The 24,516-nt window shown below is 62.1% G+C and carries 16 protein-coding genes; 9 read left to right on the top strand and 7 right to left on the bottom strand.

The genetic code is table 11. The features are described 5' to 3' along the window. Positions 1 to 38 precede the first annotated feature (38 nt). The 9 genes from ASD31_RS18850 (at position 39) to ASD31_RS18810 (ending at position 10,832) form a co-directional block, all read left to right on the top strand. The gene (locus tag ASD31_RS18850; RefSeq protein ID WP_056337450.1) at positions 39 to 2,207 is read left to right on the top strand and encodes a phage tail tape measure C-terminal domain-containing protein; all 2,169 of its coding nucleotides are present in this window, start codon (positions 39 to 41) and stop codon (positions 2,205 to 2,207) included. After that, positions 2,207 to 2,833, top strand: a complete 627-nt coding sequence (locus ASD31_RS18845) for a DUF2460 domain-containing protein (RefSeq protein ID WP_056337447.1) — start codon at positions 2,207 to 2,209, stop codon at positions 2,831 to 2,833. Before ASD31_RS18850 ends, ASD31_RS18845 begins: the two co-directional genes overlap by 1 nt. Beyond that, on the top strand, positions 2,830 to 3,714 hold the full coding sequence (locus tag ASD31_RS18840; protein WP_056337444.1) for a DUF2163 domain-containing protein: 885 nt from the start codon (positions 2,830 to 2,832) through the stop codon (positions 3,712 to 3,714). Before ASD31_RS18845 ends, ASD31_RS18840 begins: the two co-directional genes overlap by 4 nt. Then, positions 3,711 to 4,148: an NlpC/P60 family protein gene (locus tag ASD31_RS18835; protein ID WP_156392725.1), complete on the top strand. Its 438-nt coding sequence runs from the start codon at positions 3,711 to 3,713 to the stop codon at positions 4,146 to 4,148. Before ASD31_RS18840 ends, ASD31_RS18835 begins: the two co-directional genes overlap by 4 nt. Positions 4,149 to 4,154: 6 nt before the next feature. Next, the gene (locus ASD31_RS18830) at positions 4,155 to 8,120 is read left to right on the top strand and encodes a baseplate megatron protein TIM-barrel domain-containing protein (protein ID WP_056337441.1); all 3,966 of its coding nucleotides are present in this window, start codon (positions 4,155 to 4,157) and stop codon (positions 8,118 to 8,120) included. 9 nt (positions 8,121 to 8,129) lie between these two features. Further along, entirely contained in the window at positions 8,130 to 9,206 is a 1,077-nt protein-coding gene (locus ASD31_RS18825; protein WP_056337438.1) for a DUF2793 domain-containing protein, read from the top strand. Between the two features lie 20 nt (positions 9,207 to 9,226). Beyond that, positions 9,227 to 9,517, top strand: a complete 291-nt coding sequence (locus ASD31_RS18820) for a DUF6127 family protein (protein WP_056338200.1) — start codon at positions 9,227 to 9,229, stop codon at positions 9,515 to 9,517. Between the two features lie 81 nt (positions 9,518 to 9,598). Beyond that, a complete protein-coding gene (locus ASD31_RS18815; RefSeq protein WP_056337435.1) occupies positions 9,599 to 10,333 on the top strand; it encodes a glycoside hydrolase family 108 protein in 735 nt (244 codons plus the stop codon). After that, positions 10,326 to 10,832 (top strand): 3TM-type holin, encoded by a 507-nt coding sequence (locus ASD31_RS18810; RefSeq protein ID WP_056337432.1) that lies wholly within the window; start codon positions 10,326 to 10,328, stop codon positions 10,830 to 10,832. Before ASD31_RS18815 ends, ASD31_RS18810 begins: the two co-directional genes overlap by 8 nt. Before the next feature lie 103 nt (positions 10,833 to 10,935). Here the strand turns inward: ASD31_RS18810 and ASD31_RS18805 are convergent, their stop codons facing one another. From ASD31_RS18805 to ASD31_RS18775, 7 genes are read right to left on the bottom strand one after another with little or no spacing between them, the layout of a single operon-like run. Next, a complete protein-coding gene (locus ASD31_RS18805; protein WP_056337429.1) occupies positions 10,936 to 11,661 on the bottom strand; it encodes a hypothetical protein in 726 nt (241 codons plus the stop codon). Then, positions 11,658 to 13,658, bottom strand: a complete 2,001-nt coding sequence (gene pglZ / locus ASD31_RS18800; protein ID WP_056337426.1) for a BREX-3 system phosphatase PglZ — start codon at positions 13,656 to 13,658, stop codon at positions 11,658 to 11,660. Before pglZ ends, ASD31_RS18805 begins: the two co-directional genes overlap by 4 nt. Next, entirely contained in the window at positions 13,655 to 16,468 is a 2,814-nt protein-coding gene (locus tag ASD31_RS18795; protein WP_056337423.1) for a DEAD/DEAH box helicase, read from the bottom strand. Before ASD31_RS18795 ends, pglZ begins: the two co-directional genes overlap by 4 nt. Further along, entirely contained in the window at positions 16,465 to 19,248 is a 2,784-nt protein-coding gene (locus ASD31_RS18790; RefSeq protein ID WP_056337420.1) for a DNA methyltransferase, read from the bottom strand. The genes ASD31_RS18795 and ASD31_RS18790 overlap by 4 nt, the downstream gene beginning before the upstream one ends. Before the next feature lie 45 nt (positions 19,249 to 19,293). Then, positions 19,294 to 23,025 (bottom strand): DUF6079 family protein, encoded by a 3,732-nt coding sequence (locus ASD31_RS18785; RefSeq protein WP_244483902.1) that lies wholly within the window; start codon positions 23,023 to 23,025, stop codon positions 19,294 to 19,296. A gap of 14 nt (positions 23,026 to 23,039) precedes the next feature. After that, a complete protein-coding gene (gene brxF, locus ASD31_RS18780; RefSeq protein ID WP_056337417.1) occupies positions 23,040 to 23,498 on the bottom strand; it encodes a BREX-3 system P-loop-containing protein BrxF in 459 nt (152 codons plus the stop codon). A 3-nt stretch (positions 23,499 to 23,501) separates the two neighbouring features. After that, on the bottom strand, positions 23,502 to 24,392 hold the full coding sequence (locus ASD31_RS18775; protein WP_413813823.1) for a helix-turn-helix transcriptional regulator: 891 nt from the start codon (positions 24,390 to 24,392) through the stop codon (positions 23,502 to 23,504). Positions 24,393 to 24,516: the final 124 nt, after the last annotated feature.

The following is a 24,516-nucleotide window of genomic DNA, read 5'->3' as shown; positions in this document are numbered from 1 at the left end:
CTTAGCACAGGCTGAAGTAGACGGGATGAACATCAATCATGACAGAGAAGCGTGTCTCCGTCCGGCTCGCCGCAGTCGGCGGGCGGCAGGTGCGGGCCGAGCTGGAAGGTGTCGGCGAGGCCGGGTCGCGCGGCTTCGGACGGCTCAGCCGGGAGATGGAAGCGGCGAACGCCCGGCTCGCGGCGTTTTCCCGCCGTGTGGCTGTAGCGGCTGCCGCCGCTGTGGCCGCCGCTGCCGCCGCTGGCGTGGCAATGATCCGGTCCGGCCTCCAGACGGTCGATGCGCAGGCGAAGCTCGCGCAGTCACTCGGTACCACCGTCGCTTCGATCCAGACGCTGGAGCGCGCGGGCGAGCTGGCGGGCGTGTCGATGTCCGGCATTGAGCAGGCGACCAAGGACCTGACGCGCCGTCTCAGCCAGGCGGCCACTGGAACCGGCCCCGCTGCCGACGCACTGGACCGGCTGGGGCTTTCGGCCAATGAACTGATCGGCCTGCCGCTCGACCAACGCGTCGGCGCGATCAACGCCGCCATCGAGCAGTTCGTCCCCGCTGCCGAGCGTGCCGCCGTGGCTGGTCAGCTCTTCGGCGAGGAAGGCTCCATCGCCATGAGCCGGATCGACACCGCAACGCTGCGCCAGGCGACCGAGGACGTGGTCGCATTCGGGGTCGTGGTCTCGGAGCAGGATGCCGACCAGATCGAGCGGACGAACGACGCGATTTCACGGCTCGGGCTGATCTGGCGCGGGCTTTCAAACCAGCTGGCGGTCGCCGCGGCTCCAGCGCTGGAAGCCGTCGCCAATGCCATGGCGGCGGTCGCCAGCCGCACCGGTCCGCTCGGCATCGCAATCCGTGGTCTCTTTGACAACATCGGTCGCCTGACCACCTATGCCGCGACGTTCGCCGCATTCCTCGGCGGCCGGTGGGTTGCGGGACTGACAGCAGCTGCGCTGTCGGTGCGGGGCGTCGCAACCGCTCTCGTTGTTCTACGTGGGGCGCTTATCCGAACTGGCATTGGTGCGCTCATCGTTGGCGCAGGCGAACTGATCTACCAGTTCACCCAACTTGCCCAAGGCGCCGGTGGTTTCGGCAATGCGATGTCCCTGTTAGGCGACGTCGCTTCGGAGGTCTGGGATCGAATCAAGCTGGGTGGTCAGTCGCTTTCGCTCTCCCTCCAATCCGTGTGGGCTTCCATTCGTGCTGGGTGGCTTTCAGCGCTCCAAAATATCCAGAAGACCTGGGCGGATTTCCTCCACGCCGTGGCGCGCGGCCTCGACGGCATTCCCGGCATGGAGGCCACCATGCTTGGCGTCTATGGAGCGGCGGTCGGTGCCGGGTCTGCTTTCTACGAAACGGCTGGCGCGGCTGCGGAGGCAAGTGCAGAGGCTGACCGGCTCGCGGCTTCTGCGAGGGCAGCAGCAAACGCCGCAGTAGCGCCCCTCAGCTCGATCGAAGCGCTGCGTCAGGCACTATCGCGCGCCAGTGAACCCGACGGTTCTGCGCTGACCGATGCCACGGATGCGGCCGAACGCTTCGAAAGCGCCCTCGGCGATGCCGGGCGCGCAGCCACAGAAGCAGGTGCTGCCGCCGGAACGGCGGCCGCCGCCGCGAAGCCCGACACCGAGGCCGCCGTCACAGGGTGGCAGGCGGTCACGGCGGCGCTGTCGGACTACGCCAGCAAGGCGCGCGAGATCGGTGGTGATATCGGACAGAGCCTCGTTAGCGCCTTCCAGTCGGCGGAGAACGCCGTCGGCGAGTTCGTGAAAACGGGCAAGCTCAATTTCACCGACCTCGTCACGTCGCTCATTGCCGATCTCGCCAAGCTCGCGGCACGGCGGTTCATCCTCGGCCCCATTGCGAATGCGCTTGGTGGCATTCTCGGCCAGGCCGGTGGCCTGTTCGCAAATGTGCTGCACGCGGGCGGCGTCGTCGGAGCTGGCGGACCAGCACGGATGGTGCCGGCGCTCGCCTTCGCCGCAGCGCCCAGGATGCACTCCGGGGGAACCGTTGGTCTTCGCCATGATGAGGTGCCCGCGATCCTGCAGCGGGGCGAGCGGGTGCTCTCGCGGCGCGAGGCAAAGAGCTACGGCGCAGGCGGCGGGGTCAACGTCACCATCATGGCCCGCGACGCCGAGAGTTTCCGCCAGTCACGTACTCAGGTGGCTGCCGACATTGCCCGCGCCGTGTCGCTTGGACGGAGGGGTCTCTGATGGCGTTTCACGAGATTCGGTTTCCCGATGACATCAGCCGCGGCGCTCGCGGCGGTCCTGAGCGGCGCACCCAAATTGTCGAACTTGCCTCGGGCGACGAGGAGCGCAACGCCAGCTGGGCTGATTCGCGCCGACGCTACGATGTTGCCTATGGCATCCGCCGCGTCGACGACCTGGCGGCGGTCGTCGCCTTTTTCGAGGCGCGCAACGGGCGACTCCACGGCTTCCGCTTCAAGGACTGGGGCGATCACAAGTCGTGCCTGCCGGCGCAGGCGCCGGCCGCAAGCGATCAGCAGATCGGGACAGGCGATGGCGCGACGACGGCTTTCCAGCTGGTGAAGCGCTACGCCTCCGGCGCGCAATCGTGGACGCGCGCCATCGCCAAGCCGATGGCAGACACCGTGCGCATCGCGCTCGGCGGGGTCGAGCAGCTTTCTGGCTGGTCGGTCGATACCACGACCGGCGTCGTCAGCTTCAGCGCCGCGCCGGGCACTGGTGTCGCCATCACTGCGGGCTTCGATTTCGACGTACCCGTTCGCTTCGACACCGACGCGCTCGACGTGACGCTCGACCTCGAGCGGCTCGGCTCGATCACGTCCATTCCGCTTCTGGAGATCCGGCGATGAAGTCGCTCGACCCAAACTTCCAGGCACATCTTGATGAGGGCACGACCACGCTCGCCTGGTGCTGGCGGATTACCCGTGCCGACGGTGTCACCTTCGGCTTCACCGACCACGACCGGACGCTGACCTTCGACAGCACCGACTTCGAGCCCGAAAGCGGGCTGACGGCCTCAGAGGTGCGCTCGGGCTCGGACCTGTCCGTCGATGCGCAGGATGCTGAGGGCGTGCTGACCTCCGACCGCATCACCGAGACGGACATTCTCGACGGCCGCTGGGACAATGCGGAGGTGGAGGTCTGGCGGGTGAACTGGACCGACACTGATCAGCGCGTGTTGATGCGGCGCGGCGCCATCGGCCAGATCCGGCGCGGGCGGCTGGCCTTCGTCGCAGAAGTTCGGTCGCTCGCGCATGTGCTCGGCCAGACGGTCGGGCGAACCTTCCAGGCGAGCTGCGATGCGGAGCTCGGCGACGCGCGCTGTAAAGTCGATCTCGAGGATCCCGCCTTCAAAGGTACCGGCGCCGTCATCGATCTGCTGCGCGACCGCGCCTTCACCGCCTCGGGACTCGCCGGTTTTACCTCCGGCTGGTTCACCTTCGGCACGTTGGACTGGACGAGCGGCGCAAACGCGGGTCGGCGCACCGAGGTGTTGGGCCATGACGTCACGGATGGAATCGCGGTGCTGACGCTGCTCGAAGCGCCGGTGCGCGCGATCGCCGAGAGCGACGGTTTCACCATCCGCGCCGGCTGCGACAAGCGCATCGAGACCTGCGGGACGAAGTTCGCCAACACCGCCAACTTCCGGGGCTTTCCGCACATCCCCGGCCAGGACACGATCCTGCGCTACGCCACAAGAGACGGCGGCCACGACGGAGGGGTGTTGTGATCCCCGCTGATCCCGAACGCATCATCACCAGCGCGCGCTCCTGGCTTGGCACCCCATACCACGATCAGGCGTCCCTCAAGGGCGTGGGTTGCGACTGCCTCGGGCTCGCTCGCGGCGTCTGGCGCGAGGTGGTGGGGTCCGAGCCGTTCACGATCCCGCCCTACAGCCGCGACTGGGGTGAAACTGGCCCACTCGAAGTTCTGGCCGAGGGTGCACGGCGCATGATGATCGAGATCGAACCCTCATATGCCGGTCCCGGTGCGCTGGTCCTCTTCCGAATGAAGCCCCGCGCCATCGCCAAGCATGTGGGGATCCTGACCGCGCCCGACTGCTTACTCCACGCCTATGAGCGGCTGGGCGTGATCGAGGAGCCGCTCACCCAAGCCTGGCGCCGGCGCATCGCCTTCGCTTTCCTCTTCCCGGAAAAGATCTGATCCACCATGGCAACTCTCGTTCTCGGCGTGGCTGGCGCTGCCATCGGCGGCAGCATCGGCGGCGCCATCCTTGGCGTGAGCGCGGCGACGATTGGCGGCTTCGTCGGCTCCGCCATCGGTTCGGTCGTCGACAGCTGGATCATTTCCTCGCTGGCGCCCACCCAGCGGATCGAAGGCCCGCGGCTCGACAGCCTGCGCATCACGTCGTCCACCGAGGGAGCCGTCATCCCGCGTGTCTATGGACGAATGCGGATGGGCGGCAACATCATCTGGGCGACCGACTTCCGCGAGGAGATCAACACGACCACGCAGGGCGGCGGCAAGGGTGGTGGCGGCGGCAAGGTCAGGACCACCGAGTATCTCTACGATGCCTCCTTCGCAGTTGCCGTGTGTGAAGGTCCGATCACCGGGATCGGTCGGATCTGGGCCGACGGCAAGCTGCTTAATACTGCGGGGATCACCTGGCGCTGGTATCCAGGCGACGAGACACAGACGGCCGACCCATTCATTTCGGCCAAGATGGGCGCGGCGAGCACGCCCGCCTATCGCGGTACCGCCTACGTTGTCTTCGAGGAGCTTCCGCTCGGAAACTACGGCAACCGTCTGCCGCAGCTCTCCTTCGAGATCTTCCGGCCGCTCGCCGATCCCGACACCGCTGAGGGTTTGACGCAGGCGGTCACGATGATCCCGGCCTCGGGCGAGTTCACCTATGCGACGGAAGGAATTCGCAAGGGGAGCGGCGGCACTCAGACGCCCGAGAACCTCAACGCACTCTCAGACACCGCCGACATGATGGTGGCGCTCGACCGGCTGCAGGCCATGGCGCCGAAGGTCGAAAGCGTCAGCCTGGTCGTCGCGTGGTTCGGCGATGACCTGCGCGCGGGACAGTGTCAGATCAGGCCCGGCGTCGAATATACCGAGAAGGCCACGAGCCCAAAGACGTGGAGCGTTAACGGCGTCAGCCGATCTGCTGCCCATCTTGTCAGCCGCGATGAAAAGGACCGGCCGGTCTATGGCGGTACCCCCGCCGACTTCGCCGTGGTGCAGGCGATCAAGGAGATGAAGGCTCGCGGCCTGCGCGTCACCTTCTATCCCTTCATCCTGATGGATGTTCCGCCTGGGAACACCTTACCGAACCCGTATTCGGACAACACCGCCGAGACTGGCCAGCCCATCTTCCCGTGGCGCGGCCGGATAACCTGTTCGCCCGCGGCCGGCTATGCTGGCAGCGTCGACAAGACCGCCACGGCGGGCACACAGGTCGCGGCGTTCTTCGGCTGGGCCAGTTCGTCCGACTTCGCGGTGTCTGGCGAGACCGTCTCGTGGATCGGTGCCTCCGGCGACTGGGGTCTGCGCCGCATGGTGCTGCACTACGCTCATCTCTGCGCGGCTGCGGGCGGGGTCGACGCCTTCCTGATCGGCACGGAAATGCGTGGGCTGACGACGATCCGCTCGGGCGCCAGCGCCTATCCGGCGGTGCAGGCCTTCCGCGATCTGGCTGCCGACGTGCGGTCCATCCTCGGGACAGAAACGGAGGTCAGCTATGCCGCCGACTGGTCGGAATACTTCGGGCACCAGCCGGCCGACGGATCCGGCGATGTCTACTTCCACCTCGACCCACTCTGGGCCGACCCGCAGATCGATTTTGTCGGCATCGACAACTACATGCCGCTGTCCGACTGGCGCGATGGCTTCGAGCATCTCGACGCGGAGAACGGCTGGCCCGCGATCTATGACCGCGCCTACCTGCAGGCAAACATCGCGGGCGGCGAAGGCTTCGACTGGTTCTATGCCTCCGACTTGGATCGGTCTTCGCAGGTGCGGACACCGATCACCGATGGCGCTGCCGGCAAGCCATGGGTCTTCCGCTACAAGGATCTCCGCAGCTGGTGGTCCAACCCGCACTTCGATCGTCCCGGTGGGGTGGAGAGCGCTACTTCGACTGTTTGGGTGCCGGAGCTGAAGCCCATCCGCTTCACCGAACTCGGCTGCCCGGCTATCGACCGCGGCACCAACCAGCCGAACGTTTTCTTCGACCCGAAGTCTTCCGAGAGCTTCGTGCCGCATTTCTCGCGCGGCTGGCGCGACGACGCGATACAGAGGGCCTATCTCGAGGCGACCTATCTCTTCTGGGGCGATGACGCGAACAACCCGGTGTCGTCGATCTACGGCGACCGGATGGTGCACGTTCCCGAATGCGCCGCCTGGACTTGGGATGCGCGGCCCTATCCGTTCTTCCCCGAGCTCACCGACGTCTGGACGGACGGGCCGAACTGGCGGCTCGGACACTGGCTGACCGGGCGGCTCGGGGCTGTATCGCTGGCCGCGCTTGTCCGCCATCTCTGCCTGCGCGCCGGGATGCCCGAGGAGAGGATCGACGTCTCCGGCCTGTGGGGTGCGATCGAGGGCTACGCCATCGGCGCGCTCGAAAGCCCGCGCGCCTCGATCACCACGCTGTCGCGCCACTTCGGCTTCGATGCCGTCGAGACCCAAGGCGTGATCCGCTTCATGATGCGCGGGCGGGCAGCGGTCGCCAGCGTGACGGCGGACGATGTAGTCGCCGCGCGCGAGGGCGACGCGCTCGAACTCACCCGCGGGCAGGAGACCGAACTGCCGCAGGCATTGAAGTGGCAGGTGGCCCGCGCCGACGAGGACTACGACGCCGCACTGGTCGAGGCCCGGCGCATCACCGTGGATACGAGCCGCATCGCCTCCGAGAGCTTCCCGTTCGCCGTGCCGCCCGAGGAGGCCGAGCGGCGCTGCCGTCGCGCGCTCATGGAAGCATGGACCGGGCGCGAGAGCGCCGTCTTCCGCCTGCCGCCGTCGCGGCTGGCGCTCGATCCGGCCGACGTCATCACGCTGGTTCATGACGGGCGTGGGGTTTCGCTGCGCCTCGTCTCGACCGCTGACACGGAGTCACGGAGTATCGAGGCTCTCCGTCAGGACCGGGAAGCCTACGATCTGCCGCCCGGTTCGCCACGCCCCGCGGCGCTGTCGAGGGCCGTTGTTTTCGGCGCGCCAGTGGCGGTCTTGCTCGATCTACCTCAACTGACCGAGGACCAGCCTGCGCATCGGCCGCTTGTTGCCGCCCATGCCGTTCCCTGGCCGGGCCAAATGGCCGTTTTCCGGAGCCCTGCAACCGACGGCTTTGAACTGCTGACGAGCTTCGGAACACGAGCGCGCATCGGCGTTCTGGCGTTCGATTTCTGGTCGGGGCCAACCTCGCGCTTTGATCTGGGCAATGTGCTGGTGGTAGATATGCTGTCGGGCACGCTCGAGAGCGTCACTGACCTGACACTGTTCGGCGGCGCCAATGCGCTTGCCATCGAGAGCGCAGCGGGCGTCTGGGAGATCGTACAGGCGGGATCGGCCGAGCTCACCGCGCCGAGCCGATATCGCTTGACGCGGCTCCTTCGCGGCCAGCGCGGCACTGAGGGCGCTATGAGCAATCCGGCGCCCGCTGGTGCTCGGGTTGTCGTACTCGACGGGAGCATCGCGCCCCTGCCGATTGCCGAGGCTGACCTGGGCGTTCCGTGGAACTGGCGCATCGGCCCGGCAAGCCGGCCTGTGAGCGACGAAACCTTCATCGCGCAGAGCTTTACGCCGGAGGGGGCCGGCCTTCGTCCGTTCTCGGCCGCCCATGTCGAGCAGCCGTGGCGCACGCCTCGCGCACCTGGCGATCTCACGATCCGCTGGACGCGCCGGTCTCGCGCGCTTGCGGCCGACAGCTGGGGCGCTCTCGAGGTGCCGCTCGCCGAAGAATTGGAGGGATACGACGTCGAGATCCTCCACGGCGCGACGGTGAAGCGCGTCCTGAGTGCCGGCACCACGAGCGTCACCTACACCGCCGCACAGCAGACCGCCGACTGGGGCGGACTGCTTGAGCCCGGCAACACACTCACCGTCCGCATATTCCAGCTCTCAGCCCTTGTGGGACGGGGTGCACCGAAGACCGTCACGCTAACGTTCTGAAAGCCTTTCATGTCCGACGCCACGACCCATCTGCTGCTGCCCTACATCCTGGCGGCGCAGGCCCAGAAGCACGTAACCCACAACGAGGCGCTTCGTCTCCTCGATGGGCTCGTGCAGCTCTCGGTCCTTGATCGGGACCTGACCGCGCCGCCCGGTTCTCCGGCCGACGGCGACCGTTACATTGTAGGGTCTGGCGCCACCGGCGACTGGGCGACCTGGGACCTGAACGTCGCCCTCTGGACCGACGGCGCCTGGCTGCGCCTGCCGCCTCGGGCAGGTTGGCGGGTCTGGATCGAGGATGAGAATTTGTTGCTCGTCTATGACGGCTCGGAATGGAAGAGCACGACCCCTGCGGCCCTGCAGAACTTGGTGTCGGTTGGCGTAGGCACCATAGCGGACGCGGCTAATCCGTTCTCCGCCAAGCTCAACGCCGCGCTCTGGACAGCCAGGACCGTCGGCGAAGGCGGAAGCGGCGATCTCTTCTACACGATGAACAAGGAGGCGGCGGGCGATGATCTCGGGCTCACCCTCCAGACCGCCTACGTCACAAAAGCACTGCTGGGGCTGTTCGGCTCGGACAAGTTCAGGCTTGCCGTGTCGGCGGATGGCTCGAGCTTCTTCGACGGGTTCATCGTCGACAACGCCAACGGCGTCGTCGACCAGCCGCGCCTGCCGCGCTTCAAGAGCTTTACGAACTACGACAACTACGTAGCCGTCGACACCTGGACCAAAATTGGCATCAACAACACCGACTATAACGACCAGGGTGCCTTCGACGCTGCCAACAACCGCTTCGTGGCGGCGGTCGCCGGCACCTACCTGTTCGGCGCGACGCTCCTCTACAAGGTGAATTCCAGCACAACAGCCCGGATGCGCGGCCGACTGGTTCTCAATGCCGCCACTGAAATCAGAGGCACCTTCGGGGAAATCTCGGGGCCCCATGTCTCCGAGGCTACCGCGCTCTGGCTTCAGACGATGGTGCCGCTCAACGCCGGCGACACGGTTGAGCTGCAGGGCGCCTTCCGCGTTGCCGATGGCTATTTCGCCGCTGATCACACCTCGTTCTGGGGTGCGAAGGTCGGCTGATGAGCGGGAAAGGAGAAATGATGACACCACCCCGTTCCGATCAAGGCTTCGTTCGCATTCCAGAGGGTGAGTTCGAGGCGATGCTGGCGCGCGCTGCCGAAGAAGGCGCCAAACGTGCGCTCGCAGACGTCGGGCTCGAGGGCAAGGAAGCCGCACTCGATATCCGTGACATCCGCTCGCTGCTGGAATGCATCCGGCTTGTGCGGCGGACAGCGGTGCAGACCTCGGTGCGGATGATCACCACCGGGATCATGCTTGCGCTGCTCGCGGGCATCGCAATCAAGCTCAAGATCTTCGGCGGCACTCCGTAGGCGCACCAACCAACCCGATTGGCCAACCGCACCGCCCTCGAGGCGGGTTTTTCGTATCCAGCATCAAGAGGAGAACCGGCGATGAGCACGGCCAAGTTCCGGCGCTGCCATGACGTGACGAAGAGATGGGAGGGCGGATGGTCTGACCATCCCGCCGATCCAGGTGGCAAGACGATGTATGGCGTGACCGAAGCCGTGTACCACGCTTGGCTGCGCCAGCACGGCAAGCAGATCCGCCCGGTTCGTCAGATCACGCTTGCCGAAGCCGAGCAGATCTACTTCGAGCAGTATTGGGTGCCCAGCGGCGGCCCAACGCTGGCGACCGGCGTCGATCTCGCCACCTACGATGCGTCGGTGAACTCCGGCGTCTCGCGCGGCCGCAAATGGCTGCTCGCTTCGATCGGCGGGCCGGACCATGTGACAGTCAAGCGCATCTGCGCCACGCGGCTCAGCTTCATGCGGTCGCTGAATATCTGGAACACCTTCGGCCGCGGCTGGGCGCGTCGCGTCGCTGATATCGAGGCCAAGGGCGTGGCCTGGGCACTGACGGCCGCGAACGACAACAGCGATCTGGTCAAGCAGCAACTGGGTGACGAGGCGGACAAGGCGCGCTCTCAGGCGGGTAAGCAGACCGGGGCCGCGGCTGGCGCCGGTGGAGGCGGCGCAATCTCCATCGATCAGGGCGCGCAGCTCGGGGACTGGATCCTCTCTGGCATCGTCTCCGTCGCGTTCGCGGCGCTCGCCTTCCTCATCATCCGCGCAGTGATCAACACCCACCGCGCCACAGCCTACGCACGTGAGGCCGCAAATGCTTAGTTCCCTTGCTCCTGTTCTAGTCAGCCTTGGCGCGCCCATTCTCGGCTCGATCCTGCGCACCAATGTCGGCGGGATCGCTGGAGAAGCTTCCGCACAGGTGGTTGAGGCGCTCGCCCAGGCCTTCGGTGCTCAGCCCACACCGGAAGCATTGAAAGCTGCGATCGAGGCGGACCCCAAAGCCGCCACCAAGGTTCAGGCGATCGAGCGCGAACGGAGCGCCGAGTGGGTTGGCTATCTCACCATGGCGACCGCGCAGCGCGACCACATGCTGGACCGTGAGGATCAGCGCGGCAGCGTCTTCTCATGGGGATGGCGCCCGGCCATGTCGTGGATGTTGCTGTTCCTCTGGTCGTGGAACGGCGTGATCCTGCCGGTTGTGAACGCAACCGCCGGTACATCTATCGTCCCGATCCCGTGGGAGCACCTGCTCGGTTTCGCCGGCCTCTGGCTCGCCATCTATGGCGGCGGTCACACCATAAAGTCAGTGTTGGGGCGGTAGGGCATCGACGCCTTCGGGCCACTCATAGGTGTATCATGATCACAGCGGCGCTTGAGATTAGATCGTTGGCACGTCAGCAGGAAAGCAATCTTGGGCAATCCCCTTAGCGGCTAGAATTCGACAATCCGATGACTTGGCTGCCGGCACTGTCCATCCGCATTTCAAGTGCCGGTGCCTTAGAAAGGAGGTAGGCCGTCGAGCCACCAAGCACGAATGGGTAGATAATGGGGCTCGATTCTATGATCGCTAAGGCGAGCGCACGTCCGCTGTATCGTAAGCACGCTTCGGCCAGCCAAGCAGCAACTGGCGCCCCGTGTAGATCGATCGCCTCCTTGCGCAGGATCCGCTGACCTTTATCGACTCGCGCGATTGCGCCCCAGCTCGCCTGAGATTGCAGAACCATATTGGTCATGCGGCGAGTGCCCTCACGTTCTCCATAGATCTCAGCCATACGCCGATGGACCTCTGCGGAGGTGCAATCGCCTTGTAGCGCCGTCAGCCGCCCGACGATCTCCGCCACTCTTCCGAAGAAGGGATAAGTGGCGAGTGCCATGCCCCAGGTCAGCCCGGGCGCGGTGGTATCGGGTGCGTCGCGATAGATTTGCACGCCGCGATTTGCAAAGTCGACAAGATCAGGCCGCGGCTCCAGCCACAGGCGATTAAGTACAGTTCTGGTCTTCTTCCTGGCTGCCGGCCCAGCGTGCGACGATTCCAGTACCTCCGTGAGAGCTTCAATAGTGGCCACGCCCGCCCTGATGCGCAGCGCGGTCACAGCCCAGTCCAACTGAATGAAGCGGTCAAAACCGATTTGCGGGGACGGCGAGCTCATGAAGTCATTCTCGATATCTTTATCTTTATGAAAGGGACAATCAGCTCCTCAACTGATGCCCCGCCGTGCGCAACGATTTGTTCTCCTCTCGGAACAAATGCTCCCCGCGAGCCCGCGTATAGCGGCAAGAAGTCTGTCGGTAGTCCAGGACTATTGAACCGGAAGGCATCGATTTCTGGCGGTACCGACGCTGCTAGGGTTTCATTGCGATAGGTTCGCACCCTTTCGCCCCTCAACTCAGACACCACACCTTGGCTAAGCCGACCAATGCCTTCCGCATCCACGTTGCCGTGGTCAGCTGTGAGGTAGATCTGATACCCATGCTCGGCCAAAAGCAGGAACAGCTTCTCGATAAAACCAGTTTCGCACCACGCACGGATCTGCCCTGCGATGCCTCGTTTCCCGAGCATCGCCCCGTGAACAATTTCATCGATCATATCGACGACTATTCCGGCCACCTTAGTTGTCGGCCTGGCGATGGCCTCCTCCAACTCAGCCAGTTGCTCAGTCCGCTTCAGGCTCTTCTGATAGATGATCTCCGATTTGTGAAGTCCGTTCTCCTGCCAAAAGCGGGTCCACAGAGAAGGTTCCTGAGACGTGGTTTCGATCGAGTTCTGGAACTCACGGGGCCTAAGACCTGAGAACAGAGCCTGTCGCGAGACAGAGGTCAGAGTGGGCAGCCATGCGAAGCATCCGCCTTCATCCGCCGAAAAACCGGGCACGCTTGCCGCCAAGTACTCTCGGACCTGGATCCATTGATCCATTGCCATGCCGTCGAATACAAGGAGCGCAATCCGTTCGTCGCCCGCGCTCCGGCGCAATGCCAGATACCGCGGGACATGATGGACCATCACGGGCCCCTTCGCGGCAGGAAGAGACGGCAGGTCTGCGAAATGCTGTAACAGCCAGTCTTTTAAACGCTCGTCCACGTCGCGCTGCAGCGCGCGGACCTGCTGTTGTATCGGCTCAGCAATTTGCGCGTTCAGACTATTGAACCGGGAGATGACCTCTCCAAGCCGGCGCGCTAGCTCGACCCAGTCGCGATGCGAAGATTCGACCGAGGGCAGGTCGGCAGCGATCCTCTTCACACCTTCGGATATAAGGTTGCCAAGCGCGTGAGGATCTTCAACCAGCCCCACATTGATCCACCCCGGCAAGTCAGGCGGGAGAGACCCTTGCACACCGACCGGCTGAATGGCTCCTTCGAGAAACATCGTGTCGACGATGACCCTGACATCGGGATGCTCAAACGGGACCGAAACCGGTTCGAGCGCCTCTGTCGTTCCGTCGTTCGATGAACGATCGTTCTGGATCCCGTACTGCGATAAGAATCGACTCCACGCCTCCTGCACGGCGCGCACCATGTAGCTCTTCGACGAAAGCAGCTCTGCAACGGGCAGTTCGCCGAGGAGCGTGTCTTTCAATACTGCCGCAACATGCCGCGCGAGCAGATCCGGCAGCCCGGCTCCGCGGTAGTGCAGCCGCAGAACCTCCCGCCAGAAGTCCTCGGGCCTGCTGAGCAGGTAGGGGCTGATGCGAAAGATGTGGGTGAGTATGAAATCCTTGGTCGCGCTTTCTCCGAGCGGCTGAGTGGTGTGCCTGTTGTGCGCCAGGAACAGGGCGTCGTGGTACTCCGTGTCGATCTGCCGGAGTACGCCATAGCTCAGCTTGGGAAATAGATCGGCCAGGCTGAGGCCGACCTTTCGTCCCATACGGACGTAGTCCCACGGCAGCGCGTTAAGATCGGTCCCGCGCAGCTGCAAGATGAGCGCTTTTGCAGAGCCCTCCTCACCGCGGTCCCAAGCTGCCCGGTAGCGCTCTTCATATTCTGTCCTGAAGGCAACAGAGTCTTCAAATGGCAACGCCTCGAAGCCCCGCTCCCGAAGACTGTGAAGGATGCGCTCATCCAACAGAAGGTCGTCCGGGTCGCAGGCGATCCAGAAGCGGGACAGGTCGGCCGGAAACTCCTGCAGTATGCGGTCGGTCCAGGCACTCATGATGCACCGGGTGCCGGTTCACCGACGCGCAACATGAGAACGGCACTGAGATCGGGCGTGTATGCCTCGGCAGCATCGAGCTGGGCCATACGGGTATCATGGTCGGACTGCAGACGCTTGCGACGGAAATCCCGGACCGTCTGGAGGCCGATCCGGCCGATTGCCTGATGTCGCGCTTCGTAGGCATATTTGGCGCGTTGGCGCTCTTCCTGGACCCGGGTCCTGTGCTCTTGGACCAGATCCGTGAAGATGCGTTCACCATGAGCGACAGCTGCATTCCTTGACCGATCAAACCCGTCATCGGCATCTCCCGCAGCGACTGCCCCTACTCGCTCGACATGTTCCGTAAGAAGAAGGTCCCAGATCCGCTTGGCTGTCGGCAGGAAGGTACGCCCTTCGTCGTTGACGAACACGGGCAGGAAACGCCGCCGGCTGAAATCATCGGCGGACAGGCTTATCTCCCAGAGCGACCATGCGCCACGGACGCTGTCAGGAAGTCCTGCAATCCGGACTGTCGGCAGCGGTTGACCCGAAACGCAGCGCGGCAGATCGCTGATCAACGCCCGAGCGCGGGGATCTTCGAGCGTCACCCACTCGACGTCGGGGCGGCCTTCTGCTGTTCTCGCGTCGAAGCAAACTTTGGCTGACTCGCTGCCGTCGGCCCAACGCACCTGCCATGCGTCACCTTCCTTGGCAGCTTTTCCGCCACGCGCGGGCAACCCGGTTGTGATGGCCCGCTCCAGCCAGAACTGCGCCGGGTGGTCTCGCCACTTTCGGGCACCGTCTGCATCAAGCTCGTGGCCGTCGGACAAGAGCTCGCTGCTCTTGCGGCTTTCCGCAAGGGTCGATCGAAGTTGGGATATGACCGTGTCGCACTCGCTTTCGATTGCGTCGGGGTTCTGGATGCCGTGGACGAACAACGCATCAAACAGCGGCTCTGTTTCGACAGAGTCCATCACATCGGAGGCTTTGTCGACGCCGAACTCTTCGGCAATGACCGCCAGCTTGGTTTCCAGGACCTCGCGGACACGATGCTCGACCGTCTCCTCCAGCACGAAGTTGATCGCGCGCACGATGTGCGGCTGCCCAATACGGTCGACTCGGCCAATGCGCTGTTCAACGCGCATCGGATTCCACGGCATGTCGAAGTTGACGATGACGTGGCAGAATTGAAGGTTCAAGCCCTCGCCGCCCGCATCGGTCGAGACCAATATACGGACATCGCGGGAGAAAACTTCTTGGGCCTTCGCGCGTGCTTCGAGATCCATGCTCCCGTTAAGCGTGGCGACCGAGAAGCCGCGGCTTTCCAGGAAATTCGCGAGCATCGCCTGCGTCGGCACGAATTCGGTGAAGACCAGCACCTTCAGCTCAGAATCGTTCTCTTCCTGCTGAGCCTTGTAAATCAGTTCCAGCAGTGCTTCGGCTTTGGCGTCAGTTCCCTGAGCCTCAGTGGACCGGGCCAGTTCAAGCAGCGTGTCGACCTCGGCCTTCTCCATCTCCCAGCCCCTGGCCTGGATGGCGAGATCCACCTGGGTCTGGCCGTCGAGCTCCGCCCACTCATCGACGTCGCCCGCTTCGAACAGTGATGGCTGGAGCTGCGGCTGGCCCAGCAAGGCCTGCCGCTTTTCAAGCGTCGTGCGGATGGCGGCCGTGCTGGAGGTTACCAGCCTCTGCATCAGGATCATGAGGAACCCGATGTGCCGCTGCTTCGCGTCCATGGCTTGGTTATAGCCGTGGCGGATATAGTCCGTGACAGCCTCATAGAGCTTCTGCTGAGCCGCGTGGCGGTCCTCCCAGGCAACCGGATGGAGCCGCGTCATGCGCGGCTTGAACAAAGGCTTGCCTTCCGCGTCGATCGCAACGCGCTTCTCCGTGCGCACGACGAACGGGCGCACCCGCTCGCTCGTCACGCTGTTCTCATCCGGGAAGGAATCCCGGTCGATCAGCTGCAGCAGGCGAAGGAACTGGTCGGTCTTTCCCTGGTGCGGCGTCGCCGAGAGGAGCAACAGGTAAGGTGCCGCCTCCGCCAATGCAGCGCCCAGTTTGTAGCGGGCGACCTGGTCGGTGCTGCCGCCCATGCGGTGGGCTTCGTCGATGATGACCAGATCCCACGAGGCCGAGATCAGGTCCTCGAAGCGCTCCCTGTTATAGGTGCTGAGCTGCTCGAGGCTCCAGCCGCGGCGGCCCTCGAGTGGCTTCACGGAATCGAGCGAGCAGATCACCTGATCATGGAGCCGCCAGAGGTTTTCCTCGTCGCTGCGCCATTGACGGAAGGCGGAGAGTTCCGAGGGCTCGATGTATTGGAAGTTTTCTCCGAAATGAAGGCGCATCTCGGCCCGCCATTGCCGGACCAGCCCCTTCGGCGCCACGACAAGGATCCGCTTCGCCATGCCGCGCAGCTTGAGCTCGCGAAGGATGAGACCGGCTTCGATTGTCTTGCCGAGGCCGACCTCGTCCGCAAGCAGGTATCGGATCCGATCCTTGCTCATGGCGCGGTTCAACGCATAAAGCTGGTGTGGCAGCGGTACGACGCTCGACTGGATCGGCGCCAGCAGGAGGTTGTTCTCCAGTGCGTCCAGCAGCTTCGCCGCGGCGGCGGTGTGCAGGATCTGCTCGACCGTCGGCTGGACGGCGTCGAGCGGGCTCAGGTCGCGTGAACGGGCGCGGATGACGGTATCCTTGCCGGGCAGCCAGACCCGATAGGCGGTCTCGCCCCAGATCTCCTCCCGGTCGACGACACGGCAGGGTGCGGCATGTCTCTCATGCCAGCACCACGCGCCAATGCGATGTCCGCCGTCCGCATGCGTCACGCATCGGCCTCCATGCGGGTGAGCGCCTGATCATACCAGAGCAGCAGCTTCTCATCTTCCTGCAGCGCCTCCTCGGGAATTTTCTGCGCGAGGCCTATGATGGTCTTATAGTCCTTGCCGGCCCACGCGGTCTTGAAGCCCGCGCGGAGCACCTCAAGGCGGAACTCCTTGAGGCGACGGCCGGGAGCGGACTTGTAGTTCTCGAATTCCTTTAGCAGCGCACGCTCGCGCTTCTGCTCCAAGTCCTTCGCCTTGCTCGGGTCGGGGACGTACCAGCGATCCTTCGCCTTGACCTTCAGCCGCGGGTCGTCTTTCTCCAGCCCGCGCTGGTCCTTGAAGTTTGTGGACAGGTAGCTGTGGATCTGGCTGGGCACATCGCCGTTGCCGTCATATTTCAGGAAGTTGTCCTCCAGTAAGGGTAACAACTCAGGTTTAGCCTCATGCTTTTTCCAACCTGCGCCAAGCTGGCCCATGAACTCAGGGCTGATTTCTTGATAAGTTGAAGGACGACGCTTTAGGAAATCTGATAGCCAGTCGATCGCACTTCGCTCGTCTGAAACAAACATCTCCATCTGAGGAGCGATGGCAGCTTGCAACCGCTTCTTGTCATATTCTGTCACTTGGTCAGGAAGAAAAATCATTCCATCGCGCTCGACGAATCGATGCACGAGGCCGGACTGAAATTCGTTAGTGGACATCGGAACAGGCGTGTTGTGGCGCACGAACCAAGCCACCATGCGATCGAAGATTATCCTGGGATCTCGCTCCGCGATGAACTCTAGTTGGCCATGCTTTGCCTTGACGACAGGAAGGTACTTCAAGTGGGCCCGCGCAAAATCCCAAACAGATTCCTCACTTCCGCCGACCGAAATGAAGCGATCTTCCAAGCCGCCATTTGGCTTGTACGCGGAAATGACCAAGTCCTGCTTAACAGAGGTAGTGGTAGTGACCGAATTGAAGCTGCCTTGTTTCTTATCGAGAGCAGACACATTAGCGACCACAAAGCCTGATTCTTGTAGTGCCACTTGGATGATATTCCAAACGCTTGCTTGCGTATTTGAGAACTCTACCGTTATCCAACGCCCTGGCTTCAATACCCTAAATGATTCTGAAAAAGCTCTTTTCATCAGGGAGTGGTAAAAAGACAGATCTTTCTTGTGCACATAGTTCAGTACACAATCGTTCTCTATGGATGACCTTACCGACAGCCATGCCTCATGAAAGAAATTTAGCTCTGCGTACTGGAGCGATTCACCAAACGGCGGGTCTGTGAATATATATTCGATCGAGTTATCCGGGATCGTGCGAACATCGGAGTTTGATCCAGTCGTAATTACGGAATGATCGGGATCCGTCTCTAGCGGCAAGCGAACAAAGGAGCGCCTTTTGCGATCAAGAACATCGTAGGGACTTTTTTCTACTTGTAGAGAAGGCACGTATAGGGTCCCGGATTGGGCACCCTTCCCAGAGCCATCTCGGTATCGCTCACGCTTGGAGATAAGTGTGATAGTTCCCGTCAAAAGGAACAGAGCAGCTCTACCTGATCTGGTGGATGACCGAGATGCCGCACTCTTCCAGGCATCAGAAAGGAACCGAAGTCCTCGACGAGTAAACATCTGGTGGATCTTCCCGATACCAGATCCTGTTTTCACTTTTCTAGTCTGACGTCCATGCGGGAACGCGGCGTTAGGAACCCCATTTAAAGGGGCGTCATCAAAGGAACTTGCAAGGTTTAAGTCGTACTCTGTCGGCTTGAATCGGGTCGTTCGACCTGAGACATCTGCAACCACTTCAACGGGTACCGTTTTTGGCTCCCTGAGTAGCGACTTCCCGTCGATATCTAGGGTGGACACCCATACGCGCTCAAGATCTTCCTTCTTCAGCGCCTTGCTACAAGAGGGACAGGAAAACTCATCCCGCATTCCACCCGTCGAGCGGTCGACTGCCAAATCAAACAGCGAAGCCTCATGCTGGCAGCTTGGGCACGAGAACACTTCAGACCATATGATGTAATCTATCGGCCGCTTGGCATCGCCATTTGGACCTGCGGTAACGTACAGCTCGCGATGCTCTGCGCCGTTACCCATGAGTTCATCGAGAGTCGAATTAGAATCGTAGTCGCTTGGCCTGAAATCATTATATCTCGAGGAAATGAAGGCCGCGAAAGGGGACAAGTCGTTGAGTACAGCACGCCTCTTTCCAATCTTCGAAACAGGCTTCCACGTGCCTAATCCATCCTCTTGTGTGTGTTCGAGTACGTTCCCGTCGCGATCCACGCGATAACCAAGCGACTCGATGGCCCTCCTGTCTCCGCAGAGCTGGGCGGCAACCCCGGTCATTCCGGTTCCGCAAAATCCATCAAACACAATGTCGCCGGGCTGCGTGTAGTGAAGGATGTATCGCATAATTGCCTTATGCGGCACCTTCGTGTGGTAGCTGTGGGCGTTGTAAATGGGGTCATTCTTCCCCTCGCTCACATCTGCAGCGAACGGCTCTTTGCTGTAAGATGCGCCGCCTTCATAAGGGGTGCCATATTCTCGCACAAAATCGCCAATGAAGGGATTAGGGCATGCCGTAAAGAAGGGAGGATTAGAAAGCGCCAGGATGTCTTCGTCTGAACCGATCGGAAATCCTTCGATCTTTCGGAATTCCGGATCTTTAAGCCTCTCCGCAAGCAACTTCAGATAATGCTCGCGACGGGCCTCATCACTCGGGAACGATTGCCCAAGGCATTCAACGGGGCCTGATTTGGCCATGTGGTTCTGGAAAAGGTTACTCATCAGTCGTGCCTCGAATTCTTTCTGTCTTGGTGAGCGATCAACGTATCACTCGACCACGAAGCGCAGTTTGGTGGTGTCCTTCCCCTTGCAGCGATCGTTCAGGAAGGCTTCGAAGCGCTTGCGCAGATCCTCGGGCGTTGCCGGTGACCCGCCTTGCAGCAGCGCCTTCCTGATGTCCTCTTGAGCAACGCTGATCTTTTCTAGACCCGACAGCGCCTCTTGAACGGCAGCTATGAACTCGGGCGTGACGAACTCGGGAAGAGTTTTGCTCTCGGTAAAACCCGTCACGATATTGCGGGATGTGTCCTTCAGGAGCTCGAAATTCGACTGAATGATCGGATCCTCGAGGTTGTTGACCAGCGTCTGCACCCAGCCTTCCAGAAGGAGGTCAAGCTCGTCGTCGAGCTGCTTCAGCACATTGGCGGCCGGTAGCAGGTCGCCTTGCTCGTTTGCGGCCCAGAAGTTGCAGTGCGGGCAAACCGGGCTTGCGGAGAGCTCCGATTCCACCAGCGATGCGCAGCTCTTTAGCTTGTCCAGCTTCTCCTCGAAGCTCGTCAGCTGGCTGGTCGGCATCAGTGAGATGCCTGCCAGCGCACGCATTGCGACCAGCCGGGGGTCCTTGCGAAGCGCGGACTTCGTCTTGTCCTCCGCGACGCCAAGACGCGCCTGGCTGTGCTGCCCGACATAGGCGGTGATGTAGTCTTTCTTGAGCCGAGCGAGCGTCTGACGGTACTCGGCCGCATGCTGCGCCGTCCGATCCGAAGCGAGCTTGTCAAGAATCTGCTTCCGGGTCTCCTGCGCCTGCTTCGCCCATGCATGATCCGCCGACAGGACCATCTCGCCCTGCGACAGATAACTGGCCGTCGCGCCGAGCTCGGTGACAAGATCCAGCATCCCCTCGACGGCTTCCAGCACTTCCAGGTTCTTCTTCTGGGCCGCGATGTCGTCGGAGCCGATGCGTAGGTTCTTGAGTTTCCCGACCGTGTTGTAGGGCGCCAGGCTTTCCGAGAAGGTCTTTAGCGCATCGATCTTGGTTCGCCAGTCGCGGATCTCTTCGTCCCGCAAGAGGGGCTGGCCCCAGAAGCTCAGCCTGCCGGTCATGTCCGTGGTGGCGCTGAGCACGCGCCGCGTCAGCTTCCCGACTTCTTCCTGGAGCAGCTTGACTGGCTCGTCAGAGCCTTGCGTGGCCTGCTGAGCCAGCCCAGGCGGCAAGCCCAACATCTCGAACAGCGAGCGGAGGACGGCGACGTTGATCTCCTTCGGCGCCTCGACGTGCTTGAACTGCTTGAGTTCATCCAGCGGCCGTTCGGCGAGCAGCGTGATCTTGCCGGAGTCGATCTTGTCGCCGGTGATCGCCAGGACGATGTCGCCGGCATAGACCAGTCCGCCGAGAACGGTGGCCAGAAGATCGGGCTCGAGGCGGAATTTGATCGGGGCGAAATACTCGACGTCGGCTTCGCCGCTGACCAATTCGCCGCGGTTCAGCACCTGGCCATGCCCTTTGGCTTTCAGCCGGGTCAACACCTCCTGAGCGTACCGAGACCGGGTCGGGTCGATCCGATCGCCATCGAGCATCTCCAGCCCGTCGAGAATGACGACTGCGTCTTTCGTGCGGTTCCCGCCTGCAAGCATGCGGAGGGCGTTTCCGATGAGCTGCTTGCGGTTTGACTCGGTTACGAGGGCGGAGAAGGTGGGGTACTCGGGCGCCACTTCGGCGAACTGATTGTTCAGCGCCAGGCCGGAGACGACGTTCACGGCGTCGCGGAAGTTAATCCGCTCCTCCGGCCCAAGCCGGGCTTTGTCGCGCAGGGAGACACCTTTGGTCCACTCCTGCAAAGTCTTCGTCTTTCCCTGATAGGTAACCTCGAAGGCCGCCATCTGCTTTTCCTGCAGCCACTTGCTCATGTCGCGCAGGGCGTCTTTGGCCTTGTCGAGGTAGATGGATTTCGCACCTCCGCTGGCGGTCGATGCGAGATCCTGAGCGGCAGCATAGAAGGAGAGATGACGCCGGATCGTATCGTCGAGCCCCTTCAGCCGGAGGAATACCTCATCGGCTTTGTGTTCGTCTCGGAACCGCGGTGGTTCGAATGGCTGGATGAAATAGATGTAGAAGTCCCGCTCAGGCTGAGCCGTCGGCCGATCGTTGGGCGCGCCGAAGAAGAGATAGCCATTGCGCTCGACACGTCGGTCCTGCCACTCGATCTGGTACTGCCAGATTTGGTGGCCGGTGACGTAGGTGGTTTCGTCAGTGCGCTCCATCAGCTGTCGGATGGCGCTGTAGTAGGCGCGATCGAGCGCATCGTCGGAAAGGGCTTCAGAGCGCTTCTCGACCTGGGCGTCGTAATCGACATCCTTCTTCAGATCGAGGTAGTACTGTTCGGTGTCCGGCGCTTTGGAGATGAACTGGCCATTGACGGTTTTCAGTGTCTCCCGCAGGACGGTCTGCACGAGTGACAGCAGGTCGGCTTCCGGCTCTCCACCCATATCTCCGATGCCCGGCTGGAACAGGCATAGCGTGTCGCGGAGCTCCTCGGCGGTCGGGCCGACGGGAACGTAGATATCCCCGCCCGTCGTCAGACGATGGACCGCGAGACCGTCAATTATCCGAAGCGCCATCGGCTTGTATGCTGGGCGGGTGAACGCCTTTCGCACTCGCTCCGACAGGACCTCAGATACGTTGAGCACTGGTCCGATGTTTGGATCCGCGCGCAACACGGAGTTTGAGGTAACCGTCTCCCAGAACTTATCGTAGCCGATCAGCCCCGGCCGATCTTCAGGCACCTCATCTTTGAGGACGGCCTGAATCTGATCCCGAAGCGTAACCAGTGCCCCGCGTTTTTCGGTGAAGACCAAGCGTTCGAATGTTCCGATGTAGTCAGGATGCACCGGAAAAAGCCGGACGTATTCATCCATGCGCTCATTCATCGAGCCATAGAACTTGGAAAACGGCGTGAGATAGGCGCGGATCTTGTTCTGCTGGTCAGCCGTCTTCTTCAGGAGCCGCTCGGCCACAACGAAGCTGACATCTTGCCGAGCGAGCAGGACCTGCGTGAAGCGGTCCTTCACACGGCGAAGGCTATCGGCAACGTGCTGGAAACGGCTGCTATCAAATATCGCCTCCTGAACGCCGGCGACGAAGCGGAAACGGAGGTGCTTCGTGACCTCGCCGATCTCACGCAGGAACGACAGGTCGAGAACGAGGTCGTGATCCTTTCGAGAGCGAAGATAATCTAGGAACTCGTCGACCACGAGAAGAACGCCATGGTTCGGGTGAACCTCAGCGAACGCTGCCATCATTTCCTCGAAGGCACCCTTGTTGTTGGTCACCTTCTCGGCTGGCGGGAAACTGTAGCTGACGCCGTGCTTTTCTAGGAATATCTCAAGCTGCTGTGTGACGATATCGCGGAGGGACATCTGGCTGGAGATTTCGATCCGATGTACCTTAAACTTTCCAGCGATCGCGGCGGCCGCTTCGGCGACCTTCGGATGGCGAATCATCGGGACATATGCGGCGTCCTCAGCAACCAGCGAAAGCACCGACATTAGGTGCGACTTACCAGTCCCGTAATTGCCGACAACCAGCACGCCCATATGGTCTACTGCCGCGTCAAACGAGAGCTGGGGGATCATCAGCTTCGCAATTCGCTCGGCCATGTCGTCGGAGATGACGTAGGTCGATACGAGCTTCTTCGCCTCGTCCGGGCGGTTAGCGTCCAGAAGCTGAATGACCGATTCGATCGGCTCAAATTGAATGAGATCGCCATAACGCATCGGCATCCCGTGTTCCCCCTTCAATGAATTTTGAACGGGACCAGCCCGTCGATGCCGTAGTCCCGATGTTCTGGATGTCCTGTTGTAGCGTAGGAAAGCCGGTCTTCCCGAAGGTCTCCTGGCCACACCGCAACGACGCGACGCGCATGAGCATGTCGCTTCAGTAAGTCGAGCGGGCTGAGTTGCAGCGTCCGGTCGAACAGAAGCTCGATGTTGTCCATGAGCAATACCCCCTGGCTGGCAAAGTCTTCTGCGAGGTCCTTTAACAGGTCGGCCGCTTGCAAATGTCTTCGCGTGCTGGGTACGGTCAGCAACTCACGACCAAGGGCCGCGCCGAGGTTCAGCAGACGGAGCTGCCTGCGCGCGGCTAGCTTCCCAAGTAGATTGCTCTTCCCAGATCGGGGCGGACCAATCAGAAGTACCAACTTGCTGTTGATGCCCGAGATATCCTCGACGACGCCATGCAATCTCTCGATCATGCGTCAGTCCTCCATTCGGGACACGGAGGTCTGAGCTAGTGGCTTGGTGCCGAGTTCCGCGCCATTGAGCAGTACGATTTGCTGATCCTGGGGGCGCCGCGCAGCGGGATCCGTGTCCAGCCCCAACCGCTTGAGCGCGTAATAGAGAAGCGCCTTCCGGACTGGGATCTTGGCCTTCCCGCTACGCATTCCATAGTCGAGAGCGATGACCTTCTGCTGCGTATCGGACAGTTCCGGGTGGGCCCCGATTTCCAAGGTCACCTGCTCGTTCCAATCAGCATCCGCTTCAGCCTCCGCTTCGCTCGGTTTGGTACCGCGGGTCTCGATGATCCGTGAGAGCAGGAAATCCCTGAAGCTTTGGTCGGTGAGGCAGAAGGCTCGCGTGTGCCACCGGAACCCGTCGAAACCGACGGCGTGTGGTGCGATCCAACGCCAGCTAGGCTCGGGCCGGGAGAGCGACTGGTACTTGACCTCAATCGCCTCAGATCGGCGGATTGCGGCGATCACCGAACGCAGTGTCTTGGCGTTGACGCCCCTCGCAGGGGTTGGTGTGGCGTCATAGGAAGGGAATTGACCGATCCAGGCGTCAGCCCGGTCTAGGATGCCATCGGCAACGGACCTAAGTTGCGCGAGATAACGACTGGCGTCCGGCTTCAGGTAAAGCGGCGCGAACGCTGTGCCGCGGACATACGCGCGCGCGCTCTTGTCGTACTGCATGTTATCCGGCGCCATTCCGATATAGCGGTTCAAGTCGGTGGACGCCTGGTTCACCGACACCCCGAACGCGCCCATCAGATCGCCTCGATTCACATGCCCCTCCCAAAACAAGCGGAACTCGATGAATTCGAGTCGCTGCTCGACTCCCCACCGAAGATCAGCCTTCTGTGTTTCCACCATGCACTCCCAGTGACCGGATCGGTCTTGAAACTAGGCGAGCCCAGTTACTAAGCCCCTCACGTAAATAGTCGAGTAGGCGAGCGCGATCAATCGAAAGTGCATGCGGCAGCCATTTTCAAAC

This window comes from Rhizobium sp. Root482 (assembly GCF_001426565.1).
Taxonomy (GTDB): Bacteria; Pseudomonadota; Alphaproteobacteria; order Rhizobiales; family Rhizobiaceae; genus Pararhizobium.
The sequence above is the reverse complement of the archived record's forward strand: the minus strand, read 5'-3'. Positions and strand labels throughout refer to the sequence as shown.

Excerpts from the sequence above, each read along its gene's own strand:
- ASD31_RS18850 (WP_056337450.1), top strand. The coding sequence starts at position 39 with ATGACAGAGAAGCGTGTCTCCGTCCGGCTCGCCGCAGTCGGCGGGCGG.
- ASD31_RS18845 (WP_056337447.1), top strand. The coding sequence starts at position 2,207 with ATGGCGTTTCACGAGATTCGGTTTCCCGATGACATCAGCCGCGGCGCT.
- ASD31_RS18840 (WP_056337444.1), top strand. The coding sequence starts at position 2,830 with ATGAAGTCGCTCGACCCAAACTTCCAGGCACATCTTGATGAGGGCACG.
- ASD31_RS18830 (WP_056337441.1), top strand. The coding sequence starts at position 4,155 with ATGGCAACTCTCGTTCTCGGCGTGGCTGGCGCTGCCATCGGCGGCAGC.
- ASD31_RS18825 (WP_056337438.1), top strand. The coding sequence starts at position 8,130 with ATGTCCGACGCCACGACCCATCTGCTGCTGCCCTACATCCTGGCGGCG.
- ASD31_RS18820 (WP_056338200.1), top strand. The coding sequence starts at position 9,227 with ATGACACCACCCCGTTCCGATCAAGGCTTCGTTCGCATTCCAGAGGGT.
- ASD31_RS18815 (WP_056337435.1), top strand. The coding sequence starts at position 9,599 with ATGAGCACGGCCAAGTTCCGGCGCTGCCATGACGTGACGAAGAGATGG.
- ASD31_RS18810 (WP_056337432.1), top strand. The coding sequence starts at position 10,326 with ATGCTTAGTTCCCTTGCTCCTGTTCTAGTCAGCCTTGGCGCGCCCATT.
- ASD31_RS18805 (WP_056337429.1), bottom strand. The coding sequence starts at position 11,661 with ATGAGCTCGCCGTCCCCGCAAATCGGTTTTGACCGCTTCATTCAGTTG.
- pglZ (WP_056337426.1), bottom strand. The coding sequence starts at position 13,658 with ATGAGTGCCTGGACCGACCGCATACTGCAGGAGTTTCCGGCCGACCTG.
- ASD31_RS18790 (WP_056337420.1), bottom strand. The coding sequence starts at position 19,248 with ATGAGTAACCTTTTCCAGAACCACATGGCCAAATCAGGCCCCGTTGAA.
- ASD31_RS18785 (WP_244483902.1), bottom strand. The coding sequence starts at position 23,025 with ATGCCGATGCGTTATGGCGATCTCATTCAATTTGAGCCGATCGAATCG.
- brxF (WP_056337417.1), bottom strand. The coding sequence starts at position 23,498 with ATGATCGAGAGATTGCATGGCGTCGTCGAGGATATCTCGGGCATCAAC.